This window comes from Pantoea dispersa, from assembly GCF_035783935.1.
GTDB lineage: Bacteria > Pseudomonadota > Gammaproteobacteria > Enterobacterales > Enterobacteriaceae > Pantoea > Pantoea dispersa_C.
The window spans coordinates 160,456-180,319 of record NZ_JALKOV010000005.1 but is presented as its reverse complement, the minus strand read 5'-3'; the positions used below and the strand labels follow the sequence as shown (position 1 = coordinate 180,319).

Here is a 19,864-nt window from a genome sequence, read left to right as displayed (position 1 = left end):
CGAGGCGCGGCCGGTTACGCTGGCCGCGCCTCGATCAAGCCTTCCTGCAATGCCAGCACGCGCCGACGCGTCAGCTCTTCGCGCACATCCGCGCCTTTGAACCCTGCTTCGACCACCGCTTTTGTCGGCACTGCCTGCGCCAGCGCGAACGCCTGTCGCAGATAATCGCCCTGCGGATAAGCCATGCTCTCCAGCGTAGCGCGCCCGCGTGCATCGGCTTCGCTGGTCAGCGCCATCTTTTCCACGCGATCGGGCTTGCGCCACGCATCGATGCGGTCAAACAGCGCCACCAGCGCCGCAGCCGGCTGGCGTTCAATGGTATGGACAATATCGTGAAACTCCGTCACCACCAGCGCCAGATCGCGCACCTGATTCGGCACGCGCAGCCGCTGGCACAGCGCTTCGACAATCGGTACGCCAGCCAGGCCGTGACCATGATGGCTCGGCCACTTCTCCGGCGGCGTCAGCGCTTTACCCACATCGTGGAACAGCGTGGCGAAGCGCACGTCAAGCTGGTCGGAGAGCGCCGCGGCCATGGTCAGCGTCATCAGCGCGTGAACGCCGGTGTCGATCTCCGGATGCCACTTAATGGGGGCCGGAATGCCGTACAGGTTGTCGATTTCCGGGAACAGCACCTGCAATGCGCCGCAGTCGCGCAGCAGCTGGAAATAGACCTGTGGATTGCGCGTCAGCAGCGCTTTTTCCGTCTCTTTCCACACCCGCTCTGCGGTGAGGTGCGCCAGTTCGCCGCTGTGCGCCATCGCGCGCATCAGTGCCAGGGTTTCGGGTGCGACGCGAAAGTTGAGGTGGGCGAAACGGGCAGCAAAGCGCGCCACGCGCAGCACGCGCAGCGGATCTTCATTAAAGGCTGCCGACACGTGACGCAGGGTGCGCTGCTGCAAATCCTGCTGACCGTTATAAGGGTCGATTAGCGTGCCGTCAGCGGCCTGGGCGATGGCATTGATGGTCAGATCGCGGCGCTGTAAATCCTGCTCCAGCGTCACGTCCGGCGCGAACTGTGTCACGAAGCCGGTATAACCGTTGCCACTTTTGCGCTCGGTGCGCGCCAGCGCATACTCTTCACGGCTGTCAGGATGTAAAAAAACCGGAAAATCCCGGCCTACCTGCTGATAGCCCTGCGCCAGCATGCTGTCGGGCGTCGCGCCGGTCACCACCCAATCTCTATCTTTTACCGGCAAACGTAGTAAGGCATCACGCACTGCGCCACCGACCAGAAACGTCTTCACTCAACCACTCCAGAGGCAATCCACTTTTGCGTGCCGCGCACGCTTGTTACGTTATTGTTGCATACTTTGGCGAAAATGCGGGCATGCCAAAAGGGGCATCTTACGATCCCCTTCCGGCAAACCACAAATGACGTGGCGGGTTTAATTCATCCAGCGATCGTTTTTCTTGCGGCGCGGCACCATGTGCGGCAGCAGCAGACCAAGCAGCAGACCGACGCCGAGCACGCCGCCGCCATACATAAACCACTGCATGATGATGGTGCGCTGTTTGTCATCCAGCTGAACGTTAGCGGCGCTGACTTTCTTCTGCGCGACAATCAGTTCATTGCGCAGCTTCTGATTCTCTTCTTTCAGGCCATTGATGGTGCCGTCGCTATTGGCCACCTTGTTCTGCATCTCTGACGTACGCTGATTCCAGCTGTTATCAATGTTCGCCAGTTTATCGGTCAGCTCTTTGACCTGCTGCTCCAGCTGCGGCACGCGGGTGCGCAGGCTGGGCGAGGCGCTGAGCTGCGACAGCGGGATCCAGTTAGTTTTGCCTTCTGCATCGCGGATCTGCGCATACTGCGAGTCATTATTGGTTTGCAGCAGCGTGACTTCCTCCCCGGCATTCAGCTTGCCAACCAGGCGATACTGATCGCCCGGTCCGCTGCGTACCCAGGTGGATAATTCGTCGGAGATGTAACGTTTTTCATCGGCCGCGTGGGCCGGTGCGATGGCGCTGAAAGCCAGCAAAGAGAGGGCGGCAAGTGTGATTTTTTTCATTCGATATCGTTTTTTCATGATGGGCGTAAATTTACCGGCACAGTCTGGAGTCGCTTCGCATAAATCTGAATGAGAACTATCCTGGTCTCAATGCGGTGCGAAAAGGGTCGTAAAAGCACAAGAAAGCAGAGACAGCAGGCTTGCGGTGCATTACTCTTCGCCAGATTACACTTGTAAGTGCCAGCAGCGTATTGAATAAAAAATTATGACCATCGAAATTGAATTAAAGTTCATTGCCACCCCGCAAGCCGCCGAAAAACTGGCGCAGACGCTTGCCGCCTGGCCACATCAGCATCACGCCGCGCGCGAGCTGACCAACATCTATTACGAAACCGACGACAATCAGCTGCGCCGCTGGGATATGGGCCTGCGCATTCGCGGTGTAGATCAGCGTTATGAAATGACGCTGAAAACCGCCGGCAAAACGCTGGGCGGTCTGCATCAGCGTCCGGAGTACAACGTCGATCTCAGCGAGCCGCAGCTGGACATCGCCCGGCTGCCGGCGGAGATCTGGCCGCAGGGCACCGAGGTTGCTGCGCTGCAGCAGCGTTTGCAACCGCTGTTCAGCACCCATTTCCAGCGTGAAACCTGGCTGGTGAGCGTTGGCGACAGTGAAATAGAAGTGGCGTTCGATTGTGGCAGCGTTGCCGCCGGTGAGCTGAGCGAGCCGCTGTACGAAGTGGAGCTGGAGCTTAAGCGCGGACAGCGCAGTGACATGCTGACCTTTGCCAGCGCGCTGATCGCCATGGGCGGCCTGCGCCTCGGCAGCCTGAGCAAAGCGGCACGCGGCTATCAGCTGGCGCAGGGCAACGCACCGCGACCGCTGCGCGCATTGCCGCTGCAGAAAATCGCCGCCAAAGCCACCGTAGAGCAGGGCATGGTTCACGCCATGAGCGCGGCGCTCGGCCACTGGCAATACCATGAAGAGGTCTGGCTGCGCGGTAACGAAGACGCCAGAGCACGGGTAATTGAAGCGCTGGAAACGCTGCGTCAGGCGTTTTCCCTGTTTGGCGCGCTGGTGCCGCGCAAGGCCAACAGCGCGCTGCGTCAGAAGCTGACTCAGCTGGAAGAGTTGCTGGCGGACAGCGACGCCAGCGCGGAAACGATCTGCTTCTCATCGACCGCGGTTGAAGCTCAGTTAGCGCTTACTCACTGGCTGGTAGAGTCGCAGTGGCAGCCGTGGCTGGATGAAAAGAGCAAAAGTAAGCTGCAGGGATCGTTTAAACGCTTCAGCGACATCATGCTGGGGCGCATTGGCGCGGATCTGCGTGAAACCTTCGTCGACGTACAGCTGTTTAATGAATTCCAGGACAAAGCCACGCGCCTGAAGCGTCAGCTGCTGGCGGTGCATCTGCTGGCGGGCGCGTATCCGGCGGAAGAGGTCAGCCAGTGGCTGGCGGGCTGGCAGGAGTTGCAGCACGCTATTGATGAGAAACAGGAGCGCGGCCTGATTCAGCTGGTTAATCTGGCGACCCGTCAACCGCCGTTCTGGCTGAACAACGGCGCAAAACGCTAAGGCCGCGGCACTACTAATCATCAGGGAGGAAAGATGTCGTTACCGTTACCGGCGCTGATGCAGGCGCAGCTCGCCAGCGTGGCAGAACGTCTGGCTTTGCCGCTGACGGCGATCACGCCGCAGCAGGCTGGCGCACTAACCTTTAGTGACTTTATCGTGGATAACCTGCAGCAGCATCCGGCGTGGTGGCAACAGCTGCAGCAGCAACCGCCGCAGCCGGAGGAGTGGCAGCACTATGCCGCCTGGCTGGCAACGGCGCTGCAACCGGTGGATAACGAAGCCTCCCTGATGCGCGAACTGCGCCTGTTCCGCCGCCATATGCTGGTGCGCATCGCGTGGATGCAGGCGCTGGAGCAGGCCAGCACCGGGCAGAGCCTGACGCAGCTCAGCACGCTGGCGGAAGTGCTGATCGCCGCCGCGCGCGACTGGGTGTGGCAGGATTGCTGCCGCGATTTCGGCACGCCGTGCAACGCTGCCGGCGAAGCGCAGCCGATGCTGATTCTCGGCATGGGCAAGCTGGGCGGCGGTGAACTCAACTTCTCTTCCGATATTGACCTGATCTTCGCCTGGCCGGAAAACGGCGTCACCCACGGCGGCCGGCGCGAGCTCGACAACGCACAGTTCTTTACCCGCATGGGGCAGCGGCTGATAAAGGTGCTGGATCAGCCCACGGTCGATGGCTTTGTGTATCGCGTGGATATGCGCCTGCGCCCGTTTGGCGACAGCGGCCCGCTGGTGCTGAGCTTTGCCGCACTGGAGGATTATTACCAGGAGCAGGGCCGTGACTGGGAGCGCTACGCGATGGTGAAAGCGCGGCTGATGGGCGATGACGGCGGCCACTGGAGCCAGGAACTGCAGCAGATGCTGCGCCCGTTCGTCTACCGTCGCTACATCGATTTCAGCGTGATTCAGTCGCTGCGTAACATGAAAGGCATGATTGCGCGTGAAGTACGGCGGCGCGGCCTGAAGGACAACATCAAACTCGGCGCCGGCGGCATTCGCGAAACCGAATTCATCGTTCAGGTATTCCAGCTGATTCGTGGCGGACGTGAGCGCTCACTTCAGCTGCGCTCGCTGCTGCCCACGCTGCAGGCCATCGGAGAGCTGGCGCTGCTAACGCCTGAGCAGGTTGACCACCTGCGCGCTGCCTATCTGTTTTTACGCCGGCTGGAAAACCTGCTGCAAAGCATCAATGATGAACAGACGCAGACGCTGCCGGACAATCCGCTCGACCGCCAGCGCCTGGCCTGGGCGATGGGCATGGCGGACTGGGAAACGTTGCTGGCGCAGCTGGAGCAGCACATGGCCGGCGTGCGCCGCATTTTCGACGAGCTGATAGGCGATGATGCGCCGGATGTCGACGATCAGCCGCAGCTGGCGGAGTTTGCCAGCCTGTGGCAGGACGCGCTGGAAGAGAGCGATCTGCTGCCGGTGGTGCCGCAGCTGCAGCCGGCGCAACACCAGGCGCTGTATCGGGCGCTGAACGATTTTCGCCAGGACGTCAGTCGTCGCACCATCGGCCCGCGCGGCCGGCTGGCGCTCGATCAATTAATGCCGCGCCTGCTGAGCGAAGTGTGCGCGCGCGACGACGCCGATGTGGTGCTGGCTCGTCTGACGCCGCTGCTGCTGGGCGTATTAACGCGCAGCACCTACCTGGAGTTGCTGACCGAGTATCACGGCGCGCTGCGCCATCTGATTCGCCTGTGTGGCGCTTCGCCGATGATCGCCAGCCAGCTGGCGCGCTATCCGCTGCTGCTGGATGAACTGCTCGATCCGGCCACGCTGTATCAGCCCACCGCTACCGACGCCTATCGTGACGAACTGCGCCAGTATCTGCTGCGCATTCCGACCGATGATGAAGAGCAGCAGCTGGAGGCGCTGCGTCAGTTTAAACAGGCGCAGCATCTGCGTATCGCCGCCGCCGACATTGCCGGCACGCTGCCGGTGATGAAAGTGAGCGATCACTTAACCTGGCTGGCGGAAGCGATCATTGAATCGGTGGTGCAGCAGGCGTGGCAGATGATGGTGCAGCGCTATGGCCGTCCTTCGCACCTCACCAGCGACAGCGAGCGCGGTTTTGCCGTGGTCGGCTACGGCAAACTGGGCGGCTGGGAACTGGGTTACAGCTCGGATCTCGATCTGGTGTTTCTGCACGACTGCCCGGATGATGCCGAAACCGACGGTGAACGCGTCATCGACGGGCGCCAGTTTTATCTGCGTCTGGCCCAGCGTGTGATGCACCTGTTCAGCACCCGCACCTCGTCCGGCATTTTGTATGAAGTGGACGCACGCCTGCGCCCTTCTGGCGCGGCCGGCATGCTGGTCAGCACTTTTGCTGCCTTTGATGATTACCAGCGCCATGAAGCCTGGACGTGGGAACATCAGGCGCTGGTGCGCGCGCGCATCGTGTTTGGCGAACCGGCGCTGTGTGAACGCTTCGATGCGATCCGGCGCGGTATTCTCTGCCTGCCGCGTGAAGGCGCGAAGCTGCAAACCGAGGTGCGCGAAATGCGTGAAAAAATGCGCGCGCACCTCAGTAATAAGCACAAAGGCCGCTGGGAGATTAAAACCGATGAGGGCGGTATCACCGATATTGAATTCATCGCGCAGTATCTGGTCTTAGGTTACGCCGCCCGCCAGCCAGCGCTGACGCGCTGGTCGGATAACGTACGCATTTTCGAACTGATGGCGCGCCACGGCATCATGGCTGATGAGGAAGCGCAGGCGCTGACGCATGCTTACGTCACGCTGCGCGATGCGCTGCATCATCTCGCGCTGCAGGAACTGCCGGGTCACGTCGATCCGGCATCGTTCGCTGACGAACGCGCCGTGGTGCACGCCAGCTGGCAGCGCTGGCTGGCCGCGAGTAACGCGGATGACACGGAGCAGTGAGCCTGGCGGCTTCTATGCTATTATCCGCGCATTATTTTGACTGAACGTTGAAGTCTGGAGTCTCTGCATGAAAGTTACACTGCCCGCGTTTGGCAAGGCCGCTGTGCTGGTTGTCGGCGATGTGATGTTAGACCGCTACTGGTACGGCCCGACCAGCCGGATCTCGCCGGAAGCCCCGGTGCCGGTGGTCAAAGTGGATACCATTGAAGAGCGTCCGGGCGGCGCGGCCAACGTGGCGATGAACATCGCCGCACTGGGCGCCGATTCCCGCCTTATCGGCCTGACCGGTGCCGATGAAGCCGCGCGCGTGCTACGCGAAACGCTGGCGCAGGTGAAGGTTGCGTGTGACTTCGTCGCCGTCGACAGCCATCCGACCATCACCAAGCTGCGTGTGCTGTCGCGCAACCAGCAGCTGATTCGCCTCGACTTTGAAGAGGGCTTCGAGCAGGTCGATCCGCAGCCGATTCACGATCGCCTGCGTCAGTCGCTGGCGCAGGCGGGCGCGCTGGTGCTGTCCGACTATGCCAAAGGCGCGCTGAACAGCGTGCAGACCATGATTCAGCTGGCGCGTGCGGCGCGGGTGCCGGTGCTGATTGACCCGAAAGGCACCGATTTCGAACGCTATCGCGGCGCGACGCTGCTGACGCCAAACCTGTCCGAGTTCGAAGCGGTGGTCGGCAAGTGCAAAAGCGAAGAGGAGATCGTCAGCCGCGGTATGCAGCTGATCGCCGATTATGACTTCTCCGCGCTGCTGGTGACGCGCTCGGAAAACGGGATGACGCTGCTGCAGCCGGGGAAAGCGCCGCTGCATCTGCCAACCCAGGCGCAGGAAGTGTATGACGTCACCGGTGCCGGCGATACGGTGATCGGCGTGCTGGCGGCGGTGCTGGCTGCCGGTGAGAGCCTGGAAGATGCCTGCTTCCTCGCCAACGCCGCGGCAGGCGTGGTGGTCGGCAAGCTCGGAACTTCAACCGTCAGCACCGTGGAACTGGAGAACGCTATCCACGCGCGGCCGGACAGCGGCTTTGGCGTGATGACCGAAGCGGAGCTGAAAGCGGCGGTGGCACAGGCGCGTCAGCGCGGTGAGAAAGTGGTCATGACCAACGGCGTGTTCGACATTTTGCACGCCGGCCACGTCTCATATCTGGCCAACGCGCGCAAACTGGGCGATCGCCTGATCGTGGCGGTCAACAGCGATGCATCCACCAAACGTCTGAAGGGCGAAACCCGTCCGGTGAATCCGCAGGAAAACCGCATGATCGTGCTCGGTGCGCTGGAAGCGGTGGACTGGGTGGTGCTGTTTGAAGAGGATACGCCGCAGCGGCTGATTGCCGAAGTGCTGCCGGATCTGCTGGTGAAAGGCGGTGATTATAAGCCGGAAGATATCGCGGGCAGTAAAGAGGTGTGGGCCAACGGCGGCGACGTGCGCGTGCTCAACTTTGAAGACGGTATCTCAACCACCAACATCATCAAAACCATTCGCAGCCAGTAAGCGCAGAACCGACGGGAGCAGCGCTCCCGCCATCATCATGTTACTGCGGCGTGTCGATTTTGCCTGCCGGATCTGGCGTGATCACCGCCGGTGCCGGTGCTGCCGGACTTTCGCTCTCCAGCTTCGCCAGACGCTGCTCCAGCGCCGCCAGTTTTTCACGCGTGCGCAGCAGAACCTGGGTCTGCACGTCAAACTCTTCACGATTAACCAGATCCATGCGGGTTAACTGCGCCTGCAATACCTGACGAATTTTCTTTTCCACATCGTCGCCAAAATCGCGGATACCTTTCGGCATCGCTTCGTGGACCTGGCGCGCCAGTTGTTCAATTTTTTTCGTGTCGATCATGGTTGTTTCCTGGTTACGGTGGCTGATAACAGCGCGTGTTCCGACTCATCAAGCATTAAGTGTAATGCCAGAAACGAAAAGGTTAAACCCGAAATCCGCAACGCATGATGTGCAAAAGCATTTGCACTTTTGTTGATTGCCCGACCAGGTGATTGGCGCTATAGTAATTTCGCTTATTCTCAGGGCGGGGCGAAATTCCCCACCGGCGGTAAATCAGCTTCGGCTGAAAGCCCGCGAGCGCTTTCGCTGTACAGTGAAAGGTCAGCAGATCCGGTGTAATTCCGGGGCCGACGGTTAAAGTCCGGATGGGAGAGGGTAACGACATCAGCCGGGCTGCGCCCGCGTCACGTTATTGCCATGTGTTTTCTACGCACTCCTAAGCTCGCCCTGGTTCTGGTAACTCATATTTTTTATAAGGTTTTTTACCATGAATCAGACGCTTCTTTCTGAATTTGGCACGCCGGAACAGCGTGTAGAACGCGCCATTGATGCGCTGCGCAACGGGCGCGGCGTAATGGTGCTGGACGATGAAAATCGCGAAAACGAAGGCGATATGATCTTCGCTGCCGAAACCATGACCGTTGAACAGATGGCGCTGAGCATTCGTCACGGCAGCGGCATTGTCTGCCTGTGCATTAACGAAGCGCGCCGCCAGCAGCTGGATCTGCCGATGATGGTGGAAAACAACACCAGCTCCTACGGCACCGGTTTTACCGTCACCATTGAAGCGGCCAGCGGCGTCACAACCGGCGTGTCGGCTTCCGACCGCATCACCACCATTCGCGCTGCAATTGCCGATGACGCTAAACCGGCCGATCTGAATCGTCCCGGCCACGTATTCCCGCTGCGCGCGCGCGACGGCGGTGTGCTGGCGCGCGGTGGTCATACCGAAGCGACGCTCGATCTGGTGACGCTGGCGGGCTTCAAACCTGCAGGCGTGCTGTGTGAGCTGACCAATGATGACGGCAGCATGGCGCACGCGCCGGAAGTGATTGCGTTTGCGAAACAGCACGCGATGCCGGTAGTCACTATTGAAGACCTGGTGGCCTGGCGCCGCCAGCGTGAAACGCGTCAGGCCAGTTAAGCCGACGCGAAATAAGAAAGGCCGGATGTGATGCATCTGGCCTTTTTTTATTAGCGACTGGCGTAAAAAACGTGATTGCCTATGACCACGGTGCGCTGGAACGCATGGCGCCACGCGGGTCTGACGCTGTGCGCATGAAAGAAGGTCGCGCCCTGCGTGACGTCCGCCAGTTCACCTTCCACAATCCGCTGGGCCAGGCGCTGCGCGCGTTGCCAGCTTTTGTCATGCTGCGGCGGGTGGCGATGGGGATGTTTGTGCAGAGACGTCCAGGAGAACTGTTTGGGTGCGTACACCACCGGACAGATCTCTTTGACGTCCCAGTTGGCGCGGTTCATGGTGACGGTGCCGACGGCAATCTGCCCTTTTACCGGTTCGCCGCGCGCTTCATGATAGATATTCATCGCCAGGCATAAAATGGCTCCCTGAATTAACATAACACTCCACTGCTTTCTAAGAGTCGCGTGGAGTGTAAAGAGCCCGCCGCCGGGTGTTAACAAGACCCGTCTCGACTACGCCTTAACAAGCATAAGGCATTGATAAACAGCCTTAAGCTGTTGTGAATGAGACTAATCCCGCGTCAGCCGACTCCGCTGGTTTGCAGCAACGTCAGGCTCAGGCCCATCACCGTCATGCCGCACAGCACGCCGTAGCTGGGATTGTTATGCGGATCGATTTCGCGCGCCAGCGGCATCAGTTCATCCACGGACAGCGCCACCATAATGCCCGCCACCGCCGCCATGATGGCCGCAATCATCACCGGTGAGACCGCCGGCCCCAGCAGCAGAAAGGCGATGATGCCACCAAGAATCTCCGCCATGCCGGACAGGCAGGCCCAGAACAGCGCTTTGGCTTTCGAGCCGGTGGCGGCGTACATCGGTCCGGCCACCGCCAGCCCTTCCGGAATATTATGAATCGCGACGGCCAGCGCGATGCCCAGCCCCAGTTCCATATCGCTGCTGGCGGTGACAAAGGTGGCAATGCCTTCGGGAAAGTTATGCAGGCTGATACCGAGCGTCAGCAGGATCGCGGTACGTTTCAGGTTAGTGGGGCGGCGATTGACCGCCATCAGATCCTGCGGATGCTGGTGCGGCAGCAGGCGATCCATGGCGAAATAACCCAGCAGACCGAGCATGAACATGCCGTAGCCAAGCACCGGTGACATGCCTTCCGCATGCAGCGCGGCGGGCAGCATCTCCATCAGGGAAATCAGCAACATGATGCCGGCGGCAAAGCCGAGCGCAAAGGCCAGTACGCGGTTCGACGGCTTCTGACCGAGCACGCCAAAAATCGCGCCGACGAAGGTGGCACCGCCAGCCAGGATGGTTAGCAGCAAAGGTACTGACATGATGGGCTCCTTAATGATAATGATTACCAGTTACAATATAGTTAACCCCATAAAATATCGAGTTATTTAGCGTAAAGTTATGTCGGCAAAATCTTGTTCAAATTTGCTGATAAACATCATCATGCTTATCAGCGTTTTTCCCCTGGCGAAAGCGCGTATCGTGACAGTCATTAACGCGATCCCGACGCCAGAGGATGAATAATGACCCGCATGCCCGCTCTGTTTCTCGGCCACGGCAGCCCGATGAACGTATTAGAAGACAACCGTTATACCCGCGTATGGCAGCAGCTGGGCGAAACCCTGCCGCGTCCGCGCGCTATTCTCGCCATCTCGGCGCACTGGTACACGCGCGGCACGGCGGTGACGGCGATGAGCAATCCGCGCACCATCCATGATTTTGGTGGCTTCCCGCAGGCGCTGTTCGACGTGCGCTATCCGGCGCCGGGTTCGCCTGCGCTGGCACAGCGCGTTATCGATCTGCTGGCGCCGGTAGCAGTGCAGGCCGATCAGCAGTGGGGCTTTGATCACGGCTCGTGGGGCGTGCTGGCGAAGATGTATCCACAGGCGGACATTCCGCTGATTCAGCTCAGTATTGATGGCACCCAGCCGGCGGCGTGGCATTTTGCGCTGGGACGTAAACTGGCGGCGCTGCGTGACGAAGGCGTGATGCTGGTGGCCAGCGGCAACGTGGTGCATAACCTGCGCATGATTCGCTGGCAGGGCGCGGAAAGCGCTTATCCGTGGGCGGAGAGCTTTAACCAGTTTGTGCGCGATAATCTGGGCTACGAGGGTGAGGCGGCACAGCATCCGCTGGTGAATTATCAGCAGCATGAAGGCGCGCAGCTGGCTAACCCGACGCCGGAGCACTATCTGCCGCTGCTGTATATTCTCGGTGCGCGAGCTGAAGGTGAGGCGGTGAGCATCCCGGTGGAGGGCATGGAGATGGGGTCGATCAGTATGCTGTCAGTGCAGGTTGGCTGACACCTGTGCCGCCCGCAGACCGGGCGGCACGTGCGTTACTCAATAAAGGTGTGCGGATAGAAACGCGACAGATCCTGGGTGATCAGCGCGCGATCTTCACGCAGACCGATACCGGCAGGCTGATCGTCAATCAGCCAGCTGCCAATCAGCGTGTAGCTGTCGCCAAACTTCGGCAGCGGCCAGAACTGCTGGACGATCATGCCCTCTTCGCCATAGGGGCCGTCGGCGCGCGCGATTTCCTGACCGTTTTCCACGATGGTGATATTGGCACCTTCGCGGGAAAACAGCGGTTTCACCACATATTTTTCCATCTGCGGCGCGCTGGCATCATCGGCAAACCAGGCGGGCAGCAGGTTAGGATGGTTGGGGAACATCTCCCACAGCAGCGGCAGCAGCGCTTTGTTGGAGAGAATGCTTTTCCATGCCGGCTCCAGCCAGCGCACGCCCGCATCGGCCAGCTTGGTCGAGAACATCTCGCGCAGCATGAATTCCCACGGATAGAGCTTGAACAGGTTACTGATCACCTGATCGTGCTGATCGGTAAACTGACCTTTTTCGCCCAGCCCGATCTCATCAATGTAGAGAAATTCACTCGGCAGACCGGCTTCAGTGGCGCAATCCTGCAGATACTGTACCGTGGCGCGATCCTCTTCCGTATCGCGACAGCAGGCAAAGTGCAGCCAGTTAAAACCGTGCTGCTGGTGCAGCGTGGCGAAGCGCTCAATCAACTGCTCCTGAAGGCTGTTGAATTGATCGCTGCCCTGCGGCAGGTTGCCGGCGTTGAGCTGATCCTCCAGCCAGATCCACTGGAAAAACGCCGCTTCGTACAGCGAGGTTGGCGTATCGGCGTTGTTCTCCAGCAGCTTGATCTCGCCTGTGCCATCCCACGCCAGATCGAGGCGTGAATAGAGCGATGGCTGACGCTGCTGCCAGGATTCGCGCACAAAATCCCAGGTGTGTTTCGGAATGCAGAAACGGGTGAGCAGCGCTTCGCTGTTCACCACTTTTTCTACCGCCTGCAGGCACATCTGGTGCAGTTCAGCGGTGGCCGCTTCCAGCTGTTCAATTTGCGCCAGCGTAAACTGGTAATAAGCGTCTTCGCACCAGTAGGGTTCGCCATACATGGTGTGAAACTGAAAGCCGTACTCGGTCGCCTTTTCGCGCCAGTTCGGACGTTCGCTGATAGCAATTCGTTGCATGCGCGGGCTTAGCCTCCCAGCGAGCGGCTGCCGGTGCTGGTGGCACTGCTGCGCTGCATGGTGTTCTGTTTGGCTACCGTCTCACCAAAGCCGCCACGGGTGATGGTGGACGTAGTGGCCGGTTTTGGCGCCAGCGCAGTTTTCGGCACGTTTACCGTCCGGCCCGAGGTGGCCGCACCGTAGTTCTTACCGGAAGCATCAACAAACTGGCCGTTAGCCGGGCTGTTAGGGGTTTTTGGCGAGAACAGTGGCTGCTGCGCAAAGCCGGCACCGCCGCCCATCAGACGACCCATCATGTAGCCAGCCATCAGAGGCATCCAGAAGCTGCCGCTCTGCTGCGCTTCAGCGTTGTTCGCCGTGGTACCCACGCCCGCCTGTGCCGGGGTTTGCTGACACTGGTTTTCACCGAATTCCGCCACACAATCCTCGCGCGTGGCGTATTTTGGCGCGGTGCGCTCAGCCTCTTTCAGCGCGTTGTTGTAAGCGGTGGTGCACTGCGCGCTCTGGCCCGGATTGGCTTTGGAACAATCATCGGCGTTCTGGTACATCGAGACCGTTTCATCGCTCTGTTCGCAACCTGCCAGCATAAACACGGCGGTGACCGCCAGCGCGACCGGTGTTAAATGGCGTGCCTGCCAGCTTTTACGAAAAGCGGCATGACGAATATTTTTTGTCCGTTTCATTATCTTCATCCTGTGCCCAAAGGTGGGGCTTAGGATAGGTGATGAGTGGTGGAAAATGAAGCGGGAAGCCGGGTGGCAAGGGGATCTTTACGTTGTTATACGTTTGAATGCGAAAGGGGCCGCAAGCGGCCCCTGTAAGGCTTAATTCGCGAAAGGATTGGCGCTGTTGCGCGCCGCGGCCGGACGCGCCTGCGCGGCGGCGGAAGCGCCGGTCGCTTTCGGGCCGTTATCCACGCGGGCAGCCTGCTGGCTGTTTTCCGGTGCCACCACTTCTGGCGAGGTGGTGACTTCTTTGCCCAGCGTGCTGTTCAGCTGCTGCAGATCCTGCTCGTTCAGCGTACCCAGCGCATATTTGATGTTGAGCTGGTTGATCAGGTAGCTGTAACGCGCATTCGACAGCTGCTGTTTAGCGTTAAACAGCGTGGTGGTCGCGTCTAACACATCGACGATGGTACGCGTACCCACCTGGTAACCGGCTTCCGAGGCATCCAGTGAGCTCTGCGCCGAGATGACCGACTGTTTGTACGCATCGATGCTGCTGATGGACGCGTTCACGTTGTTGAACGAAGAACGAACGGTCTGGATCGCGCTACGATGTGCGCCTTCCAGTTGCTCGCTGGCGGCCACGTAATTGTACTGCGCCTGTTTCACCTGTGAGGTGACTGAACCGCCGCTGTACAGAGGTAGCGAGAAGCTCAGGCCAACCTGGTTTGAACCGGTGATCGAGTCAGTGGTACCGGCGCTCTGGTTAGCGCGGCTGCCGCCGTATTTGCTGTTAGACAGACCGGTTGAGGCAGTCAGATCCAGCGTCGGCATGTGGCCGGACTCGGCGGAGCGAATCTGCTCACGCGCCAGGTCCTGGCTCAGGCGGGCAGACAACAGATTCAGGTTACGGCTTTCGGCCTGTTTCAGCAGGCTGGACACCGCGTCCGGCCGTGCGGTTTTGAAACGGTCGATATTCAGTGACGCCAGCGACAGATAATCCATGCCGGTGATCTGACGCAGCGATTCCACCGCGTTATCCAGGTCGTTACGCGCGGTCACTTCGTTGGCCAGCACGCTGTCGTACTGTGCACGGGCGTTCTGCACGTCGGTAATCGCTACCAGGCCCACGTTGAAACGCTGGGTGGTCTGATCCAGTTCGCGGTAAATCGACTGTTTCTGTGCTTCGGTGTAAGAAAGCGTATCAATCGCCTTCAGCACGTTGAAATAGGCAGTTGCAGTGTTCAGGATCAGATCCTGCTGCGCTACCTGGTAAGTAACGTCCTGAATGCCGGCCGTTTTTTCCTGCAGCGACAGCGCACGCCATTTCGACATGTCGAAAATCGTTTGTGTTAATTGCAGCGAGGCGCTGGTCGTGTTGGAATGGAGACCGCTGTTGTCGCGATAGCCGCTGTTATAGGTATAATCTGCACCCAGACCCAGCTGCGGCAGCAACGGGCTACGCGCTTCGTTAATTTTCTCAAAGGCAGCGTCGCGGTCAGCGGCAGAAGCACGCAGATCCGGGTTGCTGAGGCGCGCCTGCTGGTAGACCTGCAACAGGTTTTCTGCCTGGCTGGCAAGGCTGAAACCGCCCAGGCTCAGTCCAATAAAAAGTGGGAGCAGTTTTTTCATTTGCATTCCTTGTGTTGCAGCAAATGCACAGAGAGTGTGCTGCAGGTAAGCCAAAAAATAATCGCCGATTCTACAGAGGCGGCGTCAGAGATAAGTTGGCTGAACGTGCCTTCTCCCCCTAATTTACGTAAATAATTCAGAAAGAACCACTCGGACGGAGCACAAGGGTTGGCTTTTCTTCGCTCCATCCCAATCTGCATAAGGAACCAGATGATGGCGGGTGAAAAAAAATCCCCTGTGACTTTCACAAAAAACGATGTAGAAATTATTGCACGCGATACTCGCTACGATGGTTTTTTTTCCATCGTCAGCTACCGCTTCCGCCATCGCCGCTTTAACGGCGACATGAGCGGTGAAGTGGTGCGCGAAGTTTTTGAGCGCGGACACGCTGCCGTGCTGCTACCCTATGATCCCCTGCGCGACGAAGTGGTGCTGATCGAACAGATCCGCATCCCGGCTTACGATTCCAGCACCACGCCCTGGCTGCTGGAGATGGTGGCCGGCATTATTGAACCGGGTGAAACGCCTGAAGATGTGGTGCGTCGTGAAGCGGTCGAAGAGGCTGGCCTCAAGGTTGGCCGCGTCAAACCGATAGTGAATTACTTAGCCAGCCCTGGCGGAACCTCTGAGCGTTTGTCGGTGCTGGTGGGCGAAGTGGATGCCAGCCTGGCAGAGGGAAATCACGGGCTGGAGGAAGAGAATGAGGATATTCTTGTGCATGTGGTAAGCCGCGAACAGGCTTATCGCTGGGTGGAAGAGGGGATTATTGATAACGCGGCATCTGTCATCGCTCTGCAATGGCTGGCGTTGCACCATGAGAAACTACGAGAAGAGTGGAAGCCAATATGAAACAGCGCTATACCCCTGATTTCCCCGAGATGATGCGTCTGTGCGAAACCAATTTCGCCCAGCTGCGTCGCCTGCTGCCGCGCAGTGACGAGGCAGGTGCGTCGGTGATGTATCAGGTGAACGGCGCCCGTTATCAGCTGACTATTGAAGAGTCGACCCGTTACACCACGCTGGTGGAGGTCCGCCAGGTGGCACCGGCGGTGAGCTACTGGAGCCTGCCGTCCATGTCGGTGCGGCTCTACCATGATGCGATGGTGGCTGAAGTGTGTTCCACTCAGCAGATCTATCGCTTTAAAGCGCGCTATGATTATCCTAATAAAAAATTGCATCAGCGCGATGAAAAACATCAGATTAACCAGTTCCTTGCCGACTGGTTGCGGTACTGCCTGGCGCACGGCGCGATGGCCGTGCCGGTGTGCTGATCGCGATACCCTGAATCCGCACGGGTATATAACGCAACGATAGCGTGGAGAGAAAGGAAACGCTTTGGATAGCCTGCTAACTCTTCCTGCGGCAAATGGGTCCGATATCAGGATTTTACAAATTACGGATACCCATCTTTTCGCGGGAAAACATCAATCGCTGCTTGGAGTGAATACCTGGTCGAGTTTTGATGCGGTGCTGGACGCCATCGCGGCGCAACAGCGCGATTACGATCTGATTATCGCCACTGGCGATCTCGCCCAGGATCACACCGTCGAAGCTTATCAGCATTTTGTTGCGGGCATTGCACGTCTGCCGAAGCCGTGCGTCTGGCTACCGGGCAATCACGATTTTCAGCCGGCGATGGTGGATACGCTGGCGCAGGCCGGCATCGCTGCGGACAAGCATGTGCTGCTCGGCGAGCACTGGCAGCTGGTGCTGCTGGACAGCCAGGTTCCGGGCGTGCCGCACGGCATGCTGAGCGATTATCAGCTGGAGTGGCTGGACCGCACGCTGCGTCAGTTTCCCGAACGCTACACGCTGGTGCTGCTGCACCATCATCCGCTGGCCTGCGGCTGTACCTGGCTCGACCAGCACAGCCTGCGCAATCCGCATCAGCTGGATGCGGTGCTGCAAAACTTCCCGCTGGCGCGTCATCTGGTGTGTGGCCACATCCATCAGGAACTGGATCTCGACTGGCACGGCCGCCGCGTGCTGGCGTCGCCTTCGACCTGCGTCCAGTTCAAACCGCACTGCACCAACTTCACCATTGATACCGTGGCACCCGGCTGGCGCTGGCTGACGCTGCAGGCGGATGGCACGCTGCACACCGAGGTGAATCGCCTGCAGAGCGATCTGTTCCGTCCGGACCTCGATTCCGAGGGCTACTGAATCATGGCGGCGCTGATTTATCTGCACGGATTCAACAGCTCACCGCAGTCGGCTAAAGCGACGCAGTTACAGCAGTGGTGTCAGGCGCAGCATCCGCACATTGAGGTGCTGGTGCCGCAGCTGCCGACTTTTCCCGCTGAGGCCGCCGCGCTGCTGGAAGAGCTGGTGATGCAGTACGCCGGTGAACCGCTCGGGCTGGTAGGATCATCGCTTGGCGGCTACTTCGCCACCTGGCTGTCGCAGTGCTTCATGCTGCCGGCGGTGGTAGTGAATCCGGCGGTGCGGCCGTTTGAACTGTTGGTGGATTATCTCGGTGAAAACCGGAATCCCTACACCGGGCAGCAATATGTGTTAGAGTCTCGCCACATTTACGATCTGAAAGTGATGCAGATTGACCCTCTGGAAGCGCCCGATCTACTCTGGCTGCTGCAACAAACCGGCGATGAAGTGCTCGACTATCGCCAGGCGCTGGATTACTACAGCGCGTGCCGTCAGACGGTGGAAGAGGGCGGCAATCATGCCTATATCGGATTCGAACGCCATTTTGCGCAGATGATTGATTTTCTGGGACTGAATGCTCCCTGATGCTGCGGGATGGGCCCATTTTCCTATTGCTAATCAGACTGTTACGATGAGCCAATCAAGCTATAATGCTGACGCCATTGAGGTTTTAACCGGCCTCGAACCGGTACGTCGCCGTCCGGGCATGTACACCGATACCACGCGCCCAAACCATCTGGGCCAGGAAGTGATCGATAACAGCGTCGATGAGGCGCTGGCCGGTCACGCCAAACGCGTGGAAGTGATTCTGCACGCCGACCAGTCGCTGGAAGTGATCGACGACGGCCGTGGTATGCCCGTCGATATTCACCCGGAAGAGGGCGTGCCCGCAGTCGAACTGATTCTCTGCCGCCTGCACGCCGGCGGTAAATTCTCCAACAAAAACTACCAGTTCTCCGGCGGCCTGCACGGCGTGGGGATTTCGGTGGTCAACGCCCTGTCGAAGCGCGTGGAAGTCACGGTGCGCCGTAACGGTGAAATCTATCAGATCGCCTTCGAAAACGGCGACAAAGTGCAGGATTTAGCGGTAATCGGTACGGTAGGCAAACGTAACACCGGCACCAGCGTTCACTTCTGGCCAGACGGCAGCTTTTTCGACAGCCCGCGCTTCTCGGTCTCCCGCCTCAAGCACCTGCTGAAAGCCAAAGCGGTGCTGTGTCCGGGCGTCGAAATTGTCTTTAAAGACAAGGTGAATGATACCGAGCAAACCTGGCTGTATCAGGACGGCCTGACGGATTACCTGTGCGAAGCGGTGAACGGCCTGCCGACGCTGCCGGAAAAACCGTTTGTCGGCAGCTTTGCCGGCGACGTGGAAGCGGTTGACTGGGCGCTGCTGTGGCTGCCGGAAGGCGGCGAGCTGCTGACCGAAAGCTACGTTAACCTGATCCCGACCATGCAGGGCGGCACGCACGTCAACGGCCTGCGTCAGGGCTTGCTCGACGCGATGCGCGAATTCTGTGAATACCGCAATATTCTGCCGCGCGGCGTGAAGCTGTCGGCGGAGGATATCTGGGATCGCTGCGCCTATGTGCTGTCGGTCAAAATGCAGGATCCGCAGTTTGCCGGACAGACCAAAGAGCGTCTGTCTTCACGCCAGTGCGCCGCGTTTGTCTCGGCGGTGGTGAAAGACGCCTTCAGCCTGTGGCTCAACCAGAACGTGCAGGCCGCAGAAATGCTGGCCGAGCTGGCGATCTCCAGCGCACAGCGTCGTATGCGCGCGGCCAAAAAAGTGGTGCGTAAAAAGCTGACCAGCGGACCGGCGCTGCCGGGCAAGCTGGCCGACTGTACCGCGCAGGACCTGAATAAAACCGAACTGTTCCTGGTGGAAGGGGATTCTGCGGGCGGCTCTGCCAAGCAGGCACGTGACCGCGAATATCAGGCGATCATGCCGCTGAAAGGTAAGATCCTTAACACCTGGGAAGTGTCGTCGGACGAAGTGCTGGCGTCGCAGGAAGTGCATGATATCTCGGTGGCGATCGGTATCGATCCCGACAGTGAAGATCTCAGCCAGCTGCGCTACGGCAAAATCTGTATCCTCGCCGATGCGGACTCCGACGGCCTGCACATTGCCACCCTGCTGTGCGCGCTGTTTGTAAGGCACTTCCGCTCGCTGGTACAGCAGGGCCATGTGTACGTGGCGATGCCGCCGCTGTATCGCATCGACCTCGGTAAAGAGGTGTATTACGCGCTCGATGAAGACGAAAAAGAGGGCGTGCTGGAGCAGCTGAAGCGGAAAAAAGGCAAGCCGAACGTGCAGCGCTTTAAAGGTCTGGGTGAGATGAACCCGCTGCAGCTGCGCGAAACCACGCTCGATCCCAACACCCGCCGTCTGGTGCAGCTGACGGTCGACGAAGAAGACGTCGAGCAGACGTTGCGCATGATGGACATGCTGCTGGCGAAAAAACGCTCGGAAGACCGCCGCAACTGGCTGCAGGAAAAAGGCGACCTCGCCGACCTCGAAGTATGATGAAACGGGA

General features: G+C 59.3%; 18 protein-coding genes and 1 riboswitch. Of the genes, 10 read left to right on the top strand and 8 right to left on the bottom strand.

The features are described 5' to 3' along the window. Nucleotides 1-14 precede the first annotated feature (14 nt). Together MXF20_RS12130 and MXF20_RS12125 are read right to left on the bottom strand one after the other, a co-directional pair. Complete coding sequence (locus MXF20_RS12130; RefSeq protein WP_325969578.1) at nucleotides 15-1,247, bottom strand: multifunctional CCA addition/repair protein; 1,233 nt, start codon at nucleotides 1,245-1,247, stop codon at nucleotides 15-17. A 141-nt stretch (nucleotides 1,248-1,388) separates the two neighbouring features. Beyond that, nucleotides 1,389-2,012 (bottom strand): TIGR04211 family SH3 domain-containing protein, encoded by a 624-nt coding sequence (locus MXF20_RS12125; protein ID WP_010618709.1) that lies wholly within the window; start codon nucleotides 2,010-2,012, stop codon nucleotides 1,389-1,391. Nucleotides 2,013-2,217: 205 nt separating this feature from the next. Between MXF20_RS12125 and MXF20_RS12120 the strand changes: the two genes are divergently transcribed. The 3 genes from MXF20_RS12120 (at nucleotide 2,218) to hldE (ending at nucleotide 7,912) form a co-directional block, all read left to right on the top strand. Then, a complete protein-coding gene (locus tag MXF20_RS12120) occupies nucleotides 2,218-3,528 on the top strand; it encodes an inorganic triphosphatase (RefSeq protein WP_325969577.1) in 1,311 nt (436 codons plus the stop codon). A 33-nt stretch (nucleotides 3,529-3,561) separates the two neighbouring features. After that, nucleotides 3,562-6,420 carry a bifunctional [glutamate--ammonia ligase]-adenylyl-L-tyrosine phosphorylase/[glutamate--ammonia-ligase] adenylyltransferase gene (gene glnE, locus MXF20_RS12115; protein ID WP_325969576.1) on the top strand — a complete coding sequence of 953 codons (2,859 nt, stop codon included), beginning with the start codon at nucleotides 3,562-3,564 and terminating at the stop codon, nucleotides 6,418-6,420. 67 nt (nucleotides 6,421-6,487) lie between these two features. Continuing rightward, a complete protein-coding gene (gene hldE / locus MXF20_RS12110; protein WP_325969575.1) occupies nucleotides 6,488-7,912 on the top strand; it encodes a bifunctional D-glycero-beta-D-manno-heptose-7-phosphate kinase/D-glycero-beta-D-manno-heptose 1-phosphate adenylyltransferase HldE in 1,425 nt (474 codons plus the stop codon). A 40-nt stretch (nucleotides 7,913-7,952) separates the two neighbouring features. Here the strand turns inward: hldE and ubiK are convergent, their stop codons facing one another. Continuing rightward, nucleotides 7,953-8,258, bottom strand: a complete 306-nt coding sequence (ubiK, locus tag MXF20_RS12105; RefSeq protein ID WP_010618705.1) for a ubiquinone biosynthesis accessory factor UbiK — start codon at nucleotides 8,256-8,258, stop codon at nucleotides 7,953-7,955. Between the two features lie 171 nt (nucleotides 8,259-8,429). After that, nucleotides 8,430-8,579, top strand: a riboswitch (FMN riboswitch). 106 nt (nucleotides 8,580-8,685) lie between these two features. On the opposite strand from ubiK, the gene ribB reads away from it, so the two are divergent. Then, a complete protein-coding gene (gene ribB, locus MXF20_RS12100; RefSeq protein WP_325969574.1) occupies nucleotides 8,686-9,342 on the top strand; it encodes a 3,4-dihydroxy-2-butanone-4-phosphate synthase in 657 nt (218 codons plus the stop codon). A 50-nt stretch (nucleotides 9,343-9,392) separates the two neighbouring features. On the opposite strand, the gene MXF20_RS12095 is transcribed toward ribB, so the two are convergent. Both MXF20_RS12095 and zupT read right to left on the bottom strand, forming a co-directional pair. Then, nucleotides 9,393-9,776 carry a cell wall hydrolase gene (locus MXF20_RS12095; RefSeq protein ID WP_325969573.1) on the bottom strand — a complete coding sequence of 128 codons (384 nt, stop codon included), beginning with the start codon at nucleotides 9,774-9,776 and terminating at the stop codon, nucleotides 9,393-9,395. Nucleotides 9,777-9,919: 143 nt separating this feature from the next. Then, nucleotides 9,920-10,687: a zinc transporter ZupT gene (gene zupT, locus MXF20_RS12090; RefSeq protein WP_021509618.1), complete on the bottom strand. Its 768-nt coding sequence runs from the start codon at nucleotides 10,685-10,687 to the stop codon at nucleotides 9,920-9,922. Nucleotides 10,688-10,897: 210 nt separating this feature from the next. Between zupT and ygiD the strand changes: the two genes are divergently transcribed. After that, a complete protein-coding gene (gene ygiD, locus MXF20_RS12085) occupies nucleotides 10,898-11,668 on the top strand; it encodes a 4,5-DOPA dioxygenase extradiol (RefSeq protein ID WP_390951346.1) in 771 nt (256 codons plus the stop codon). A gap of 35 nt (nucleotides 11,669-11,703) precedes the next feature. On the opposite strand, the gene MXF20_RS12080 is transcribed toward ygiD, so the two are convergent. The 3 genes from MXF20_RS12080 to tolC form a co-directional block, all read right to left on the bottom strand. Beyond that, nucleotides 11,704-12,867 carry a glutathionylspermidine synthase family protein gene (locus tag MXF20_RS12080; protein WP_021509615.1) on the bottom strand — a complete coding sequence of 388 codons (1,164 nt, stop codon included), beginning with the start codon at nucleotides 12,865-12,867 and terminating at the stop codon, nucleotides 11,704-11,706. Between the two features lie 8 nt (nucleotides 12,868-12,875). Beyond that, complete coding sequence (locus MXF20_RS12075; RefSeq protein ID WP_325969572.1) at nucleotides 12,876-13,550, bottom strand: DUF1190 family protein; 675 nt, start codon at nucleotides 13,548-13,550, stop codon at nucleotides 12,876-12,878. Between the two features lie 141 nt (nucleotides 13,551-13,691). Beyond that, nucleotides 13,692-15,164, bottom strand: a complete 1,473-nt coding sequence (gene tolC, locus MXF20_RS12070) for an outer membrane channel protein TolC (protein ID WP_325969571.1) — start codon at nucleotides 15,162-15,164, stop codon at nucleotides 13,692-13,694. Nucleotides 15,165-15,377: 213 nt separating this feature from the next. On the opposite strand from tolC, the gene nudF reads away from it, so the two are divergent. From nudF to parE, 5 genes are all read left to right on the top strand, one after another. Continuing rightward, nucleotides 15,378-16,013: an ADP-ribose diphosphatase gene (gene nudF, locus MXF20_RS12065; protein WP_325969686.1), complete on the top strand. Its 636-nt coding sequence runs from the start codon at nucleotides 15,378-15,380 to the stop codon at nucleotides 16,011-16,013. Next, a complete protein-coding gene (locus tag MXF20_RS12060; protein WP_325969570.1) occupies nucleotides 16,010-16,435 on the top strand; it encodes a DUF1249 family protein in 426 nt (141 codons plus the stop codon). The genes nudF and MXF20_RS12060 overlap by 4 nt, the downstream gene beginning before the upstream one ends. A 64-nt stretch (nucleotides 16,436-16,499) precedes the next feature. Beyond that, a complete protein-coding gene (gene cpdA / locus MXF20_RS12055) occupies nucleotides 16,500-17,327 on the top strand; it encodes a 3',5'-cyclic-AMP phosphodiesterase (protein WP_325969569.1) in 828 nt (275 codons plus the stop codon). Between the two features lie 3 nt (nucleotides 17,328-17,330). Continuing rightward, the gene (gene yqiA, locus MXF20_RS12050; protein WP_325969568.1) at nucleotides 17,331-17,912 is read left to right on the top strand and encodes an esterase YqiA; all 582 of its coding nucleotides are present in this window, start codon (nucleotides 17,331-17,333) and stop codon (nucleotides 17,910-17,912) included. 46 nt (nucleotides 17,913-17,958) lie between these two features. After that, nucleotides 17,959-19,854, top strand: coding sequence for a DNA topoisomerase IV subunit B (gene parE, locus MXF20_RS12045; protein WP_325969567.1), 1,896 nt, complete (start codon nucleotides 17,959-17,961; stop codon nucleotides 19,852-19,854). Nucleotides 19,855-19,864 lie beyond the last annotated feature (10 nt).

Excerpts from the sequence above, each read along its gene's own strand:
- MXF20_RS12125 (WP_010618709.1), bottom strand. The coding sequence starts at position 2,012 with ATGAAAAAAATCACACTTGCCGCCCTCTCTTTGCTGGCTTTCAGCGCC.
- MXF20_RS12120 (WP_325969577.1), top strand. The coding sequence starts at position 2,218 with ATGACCATCGAAATTGAATTAAAGTTCATTGCCACCCCGCAAGCCGCC.
- glnE (WP_325969576.1), top strand. The coding sequence starts at position 3,562 with ATGTCGTTACCGTTACCGGCGCTGATGCAGGCGCAGCTCGCCAGCGTG.
- hldE (WP_325969575.1), top strand. The coding sequence starts at position 6,488 with ATGAAAGTTACACTGCCCGCGTTTGGCAAGGCCGCTGTGCTGGTTGTC.
- ubiK (WP_010618705.1), bottom strand. The coding sequence starts at position 8,258 with ATGATCGACACGAAAAAAATTGAACAACTGGCGCGCCAGGTCCACGAA.
- ribB (WP_325969574.1), top strand. The coding sequence starts at position 8,686 with ATGAATCAGACGCTTCTTTCTGAATTTGGCACGCCGGAACAGCGTGTA.
- MXF20_RS12095 (WP_325969573.1), bottom strand. The coding sequence starts at position 9,776 with ATGTTAATTCAGGGAGCCATTTTATGCCTGGCGATGAATATCTATCAT.
- zupT (WP_021509618.1), bottom strand. The coding sequence starts at position 10,687 with ATGTCAGTACCTTTGCTGCTAACCATCCTGGCTGGCGGTGCCACCTTC.
- ygiD (WP_390951346.1), top strand. The coding sequence starts at position 10,898 with ATGCCCGCTCTGTTTCTCGGCCACGGCAGCCCGATGAACGTATTAGAA.
- MXF20_RS12080 (WP_021509615.1), bottom strand. The coding sequence starts at position 12,867 with ATGCAACGAATTGCTATCAGCGAACGTCCGAACTGGCGCGAAAAGGCG.
- MXF20_RS12075 (WP_325969572.1), bottom strand. The coding sequence starts at position 13,550 with ATGAAACGGACAAAAAATATTCGTCATGCCGCTTTTCGTAAAAGCTGG.
- tolC (WP_325969571.1), bottom strand. The coding sequence starts at position 15,164 with ATGAAAAAACTGCTCCCACTTTTTATTGGACTGAGCCTGGGCGGTTTC.
- nudF (WP_325969686.1), top strand. The coding sequence starts at position 15,378 with ATGGCGGGTGAAAAAAAATCCCCTGTGACTTTCACAAAAAACGATGTA.
- MXF20_RS12060 (WP_325969570.1), top strand. The coding sequence starts at position 16,010 with ATGAAACAGCGCTATACCCCTGATTTCCCCGAGATGATGCGTCTGTGC.
- yqiA (WP_325969568.1), top strand. The coding sequence starts at position 17,331 with ATGGCGGCGCTGATTTATCTGCACGGATTCAACAGCTCACCGCAGTCG.
- parE (WP_325969567.1), top strand. The coding sequence starts at position 17,959 with ATGAGCCAATCAAGCTATAATGCTGACGCCATTGAGGTTTTAACCGGC.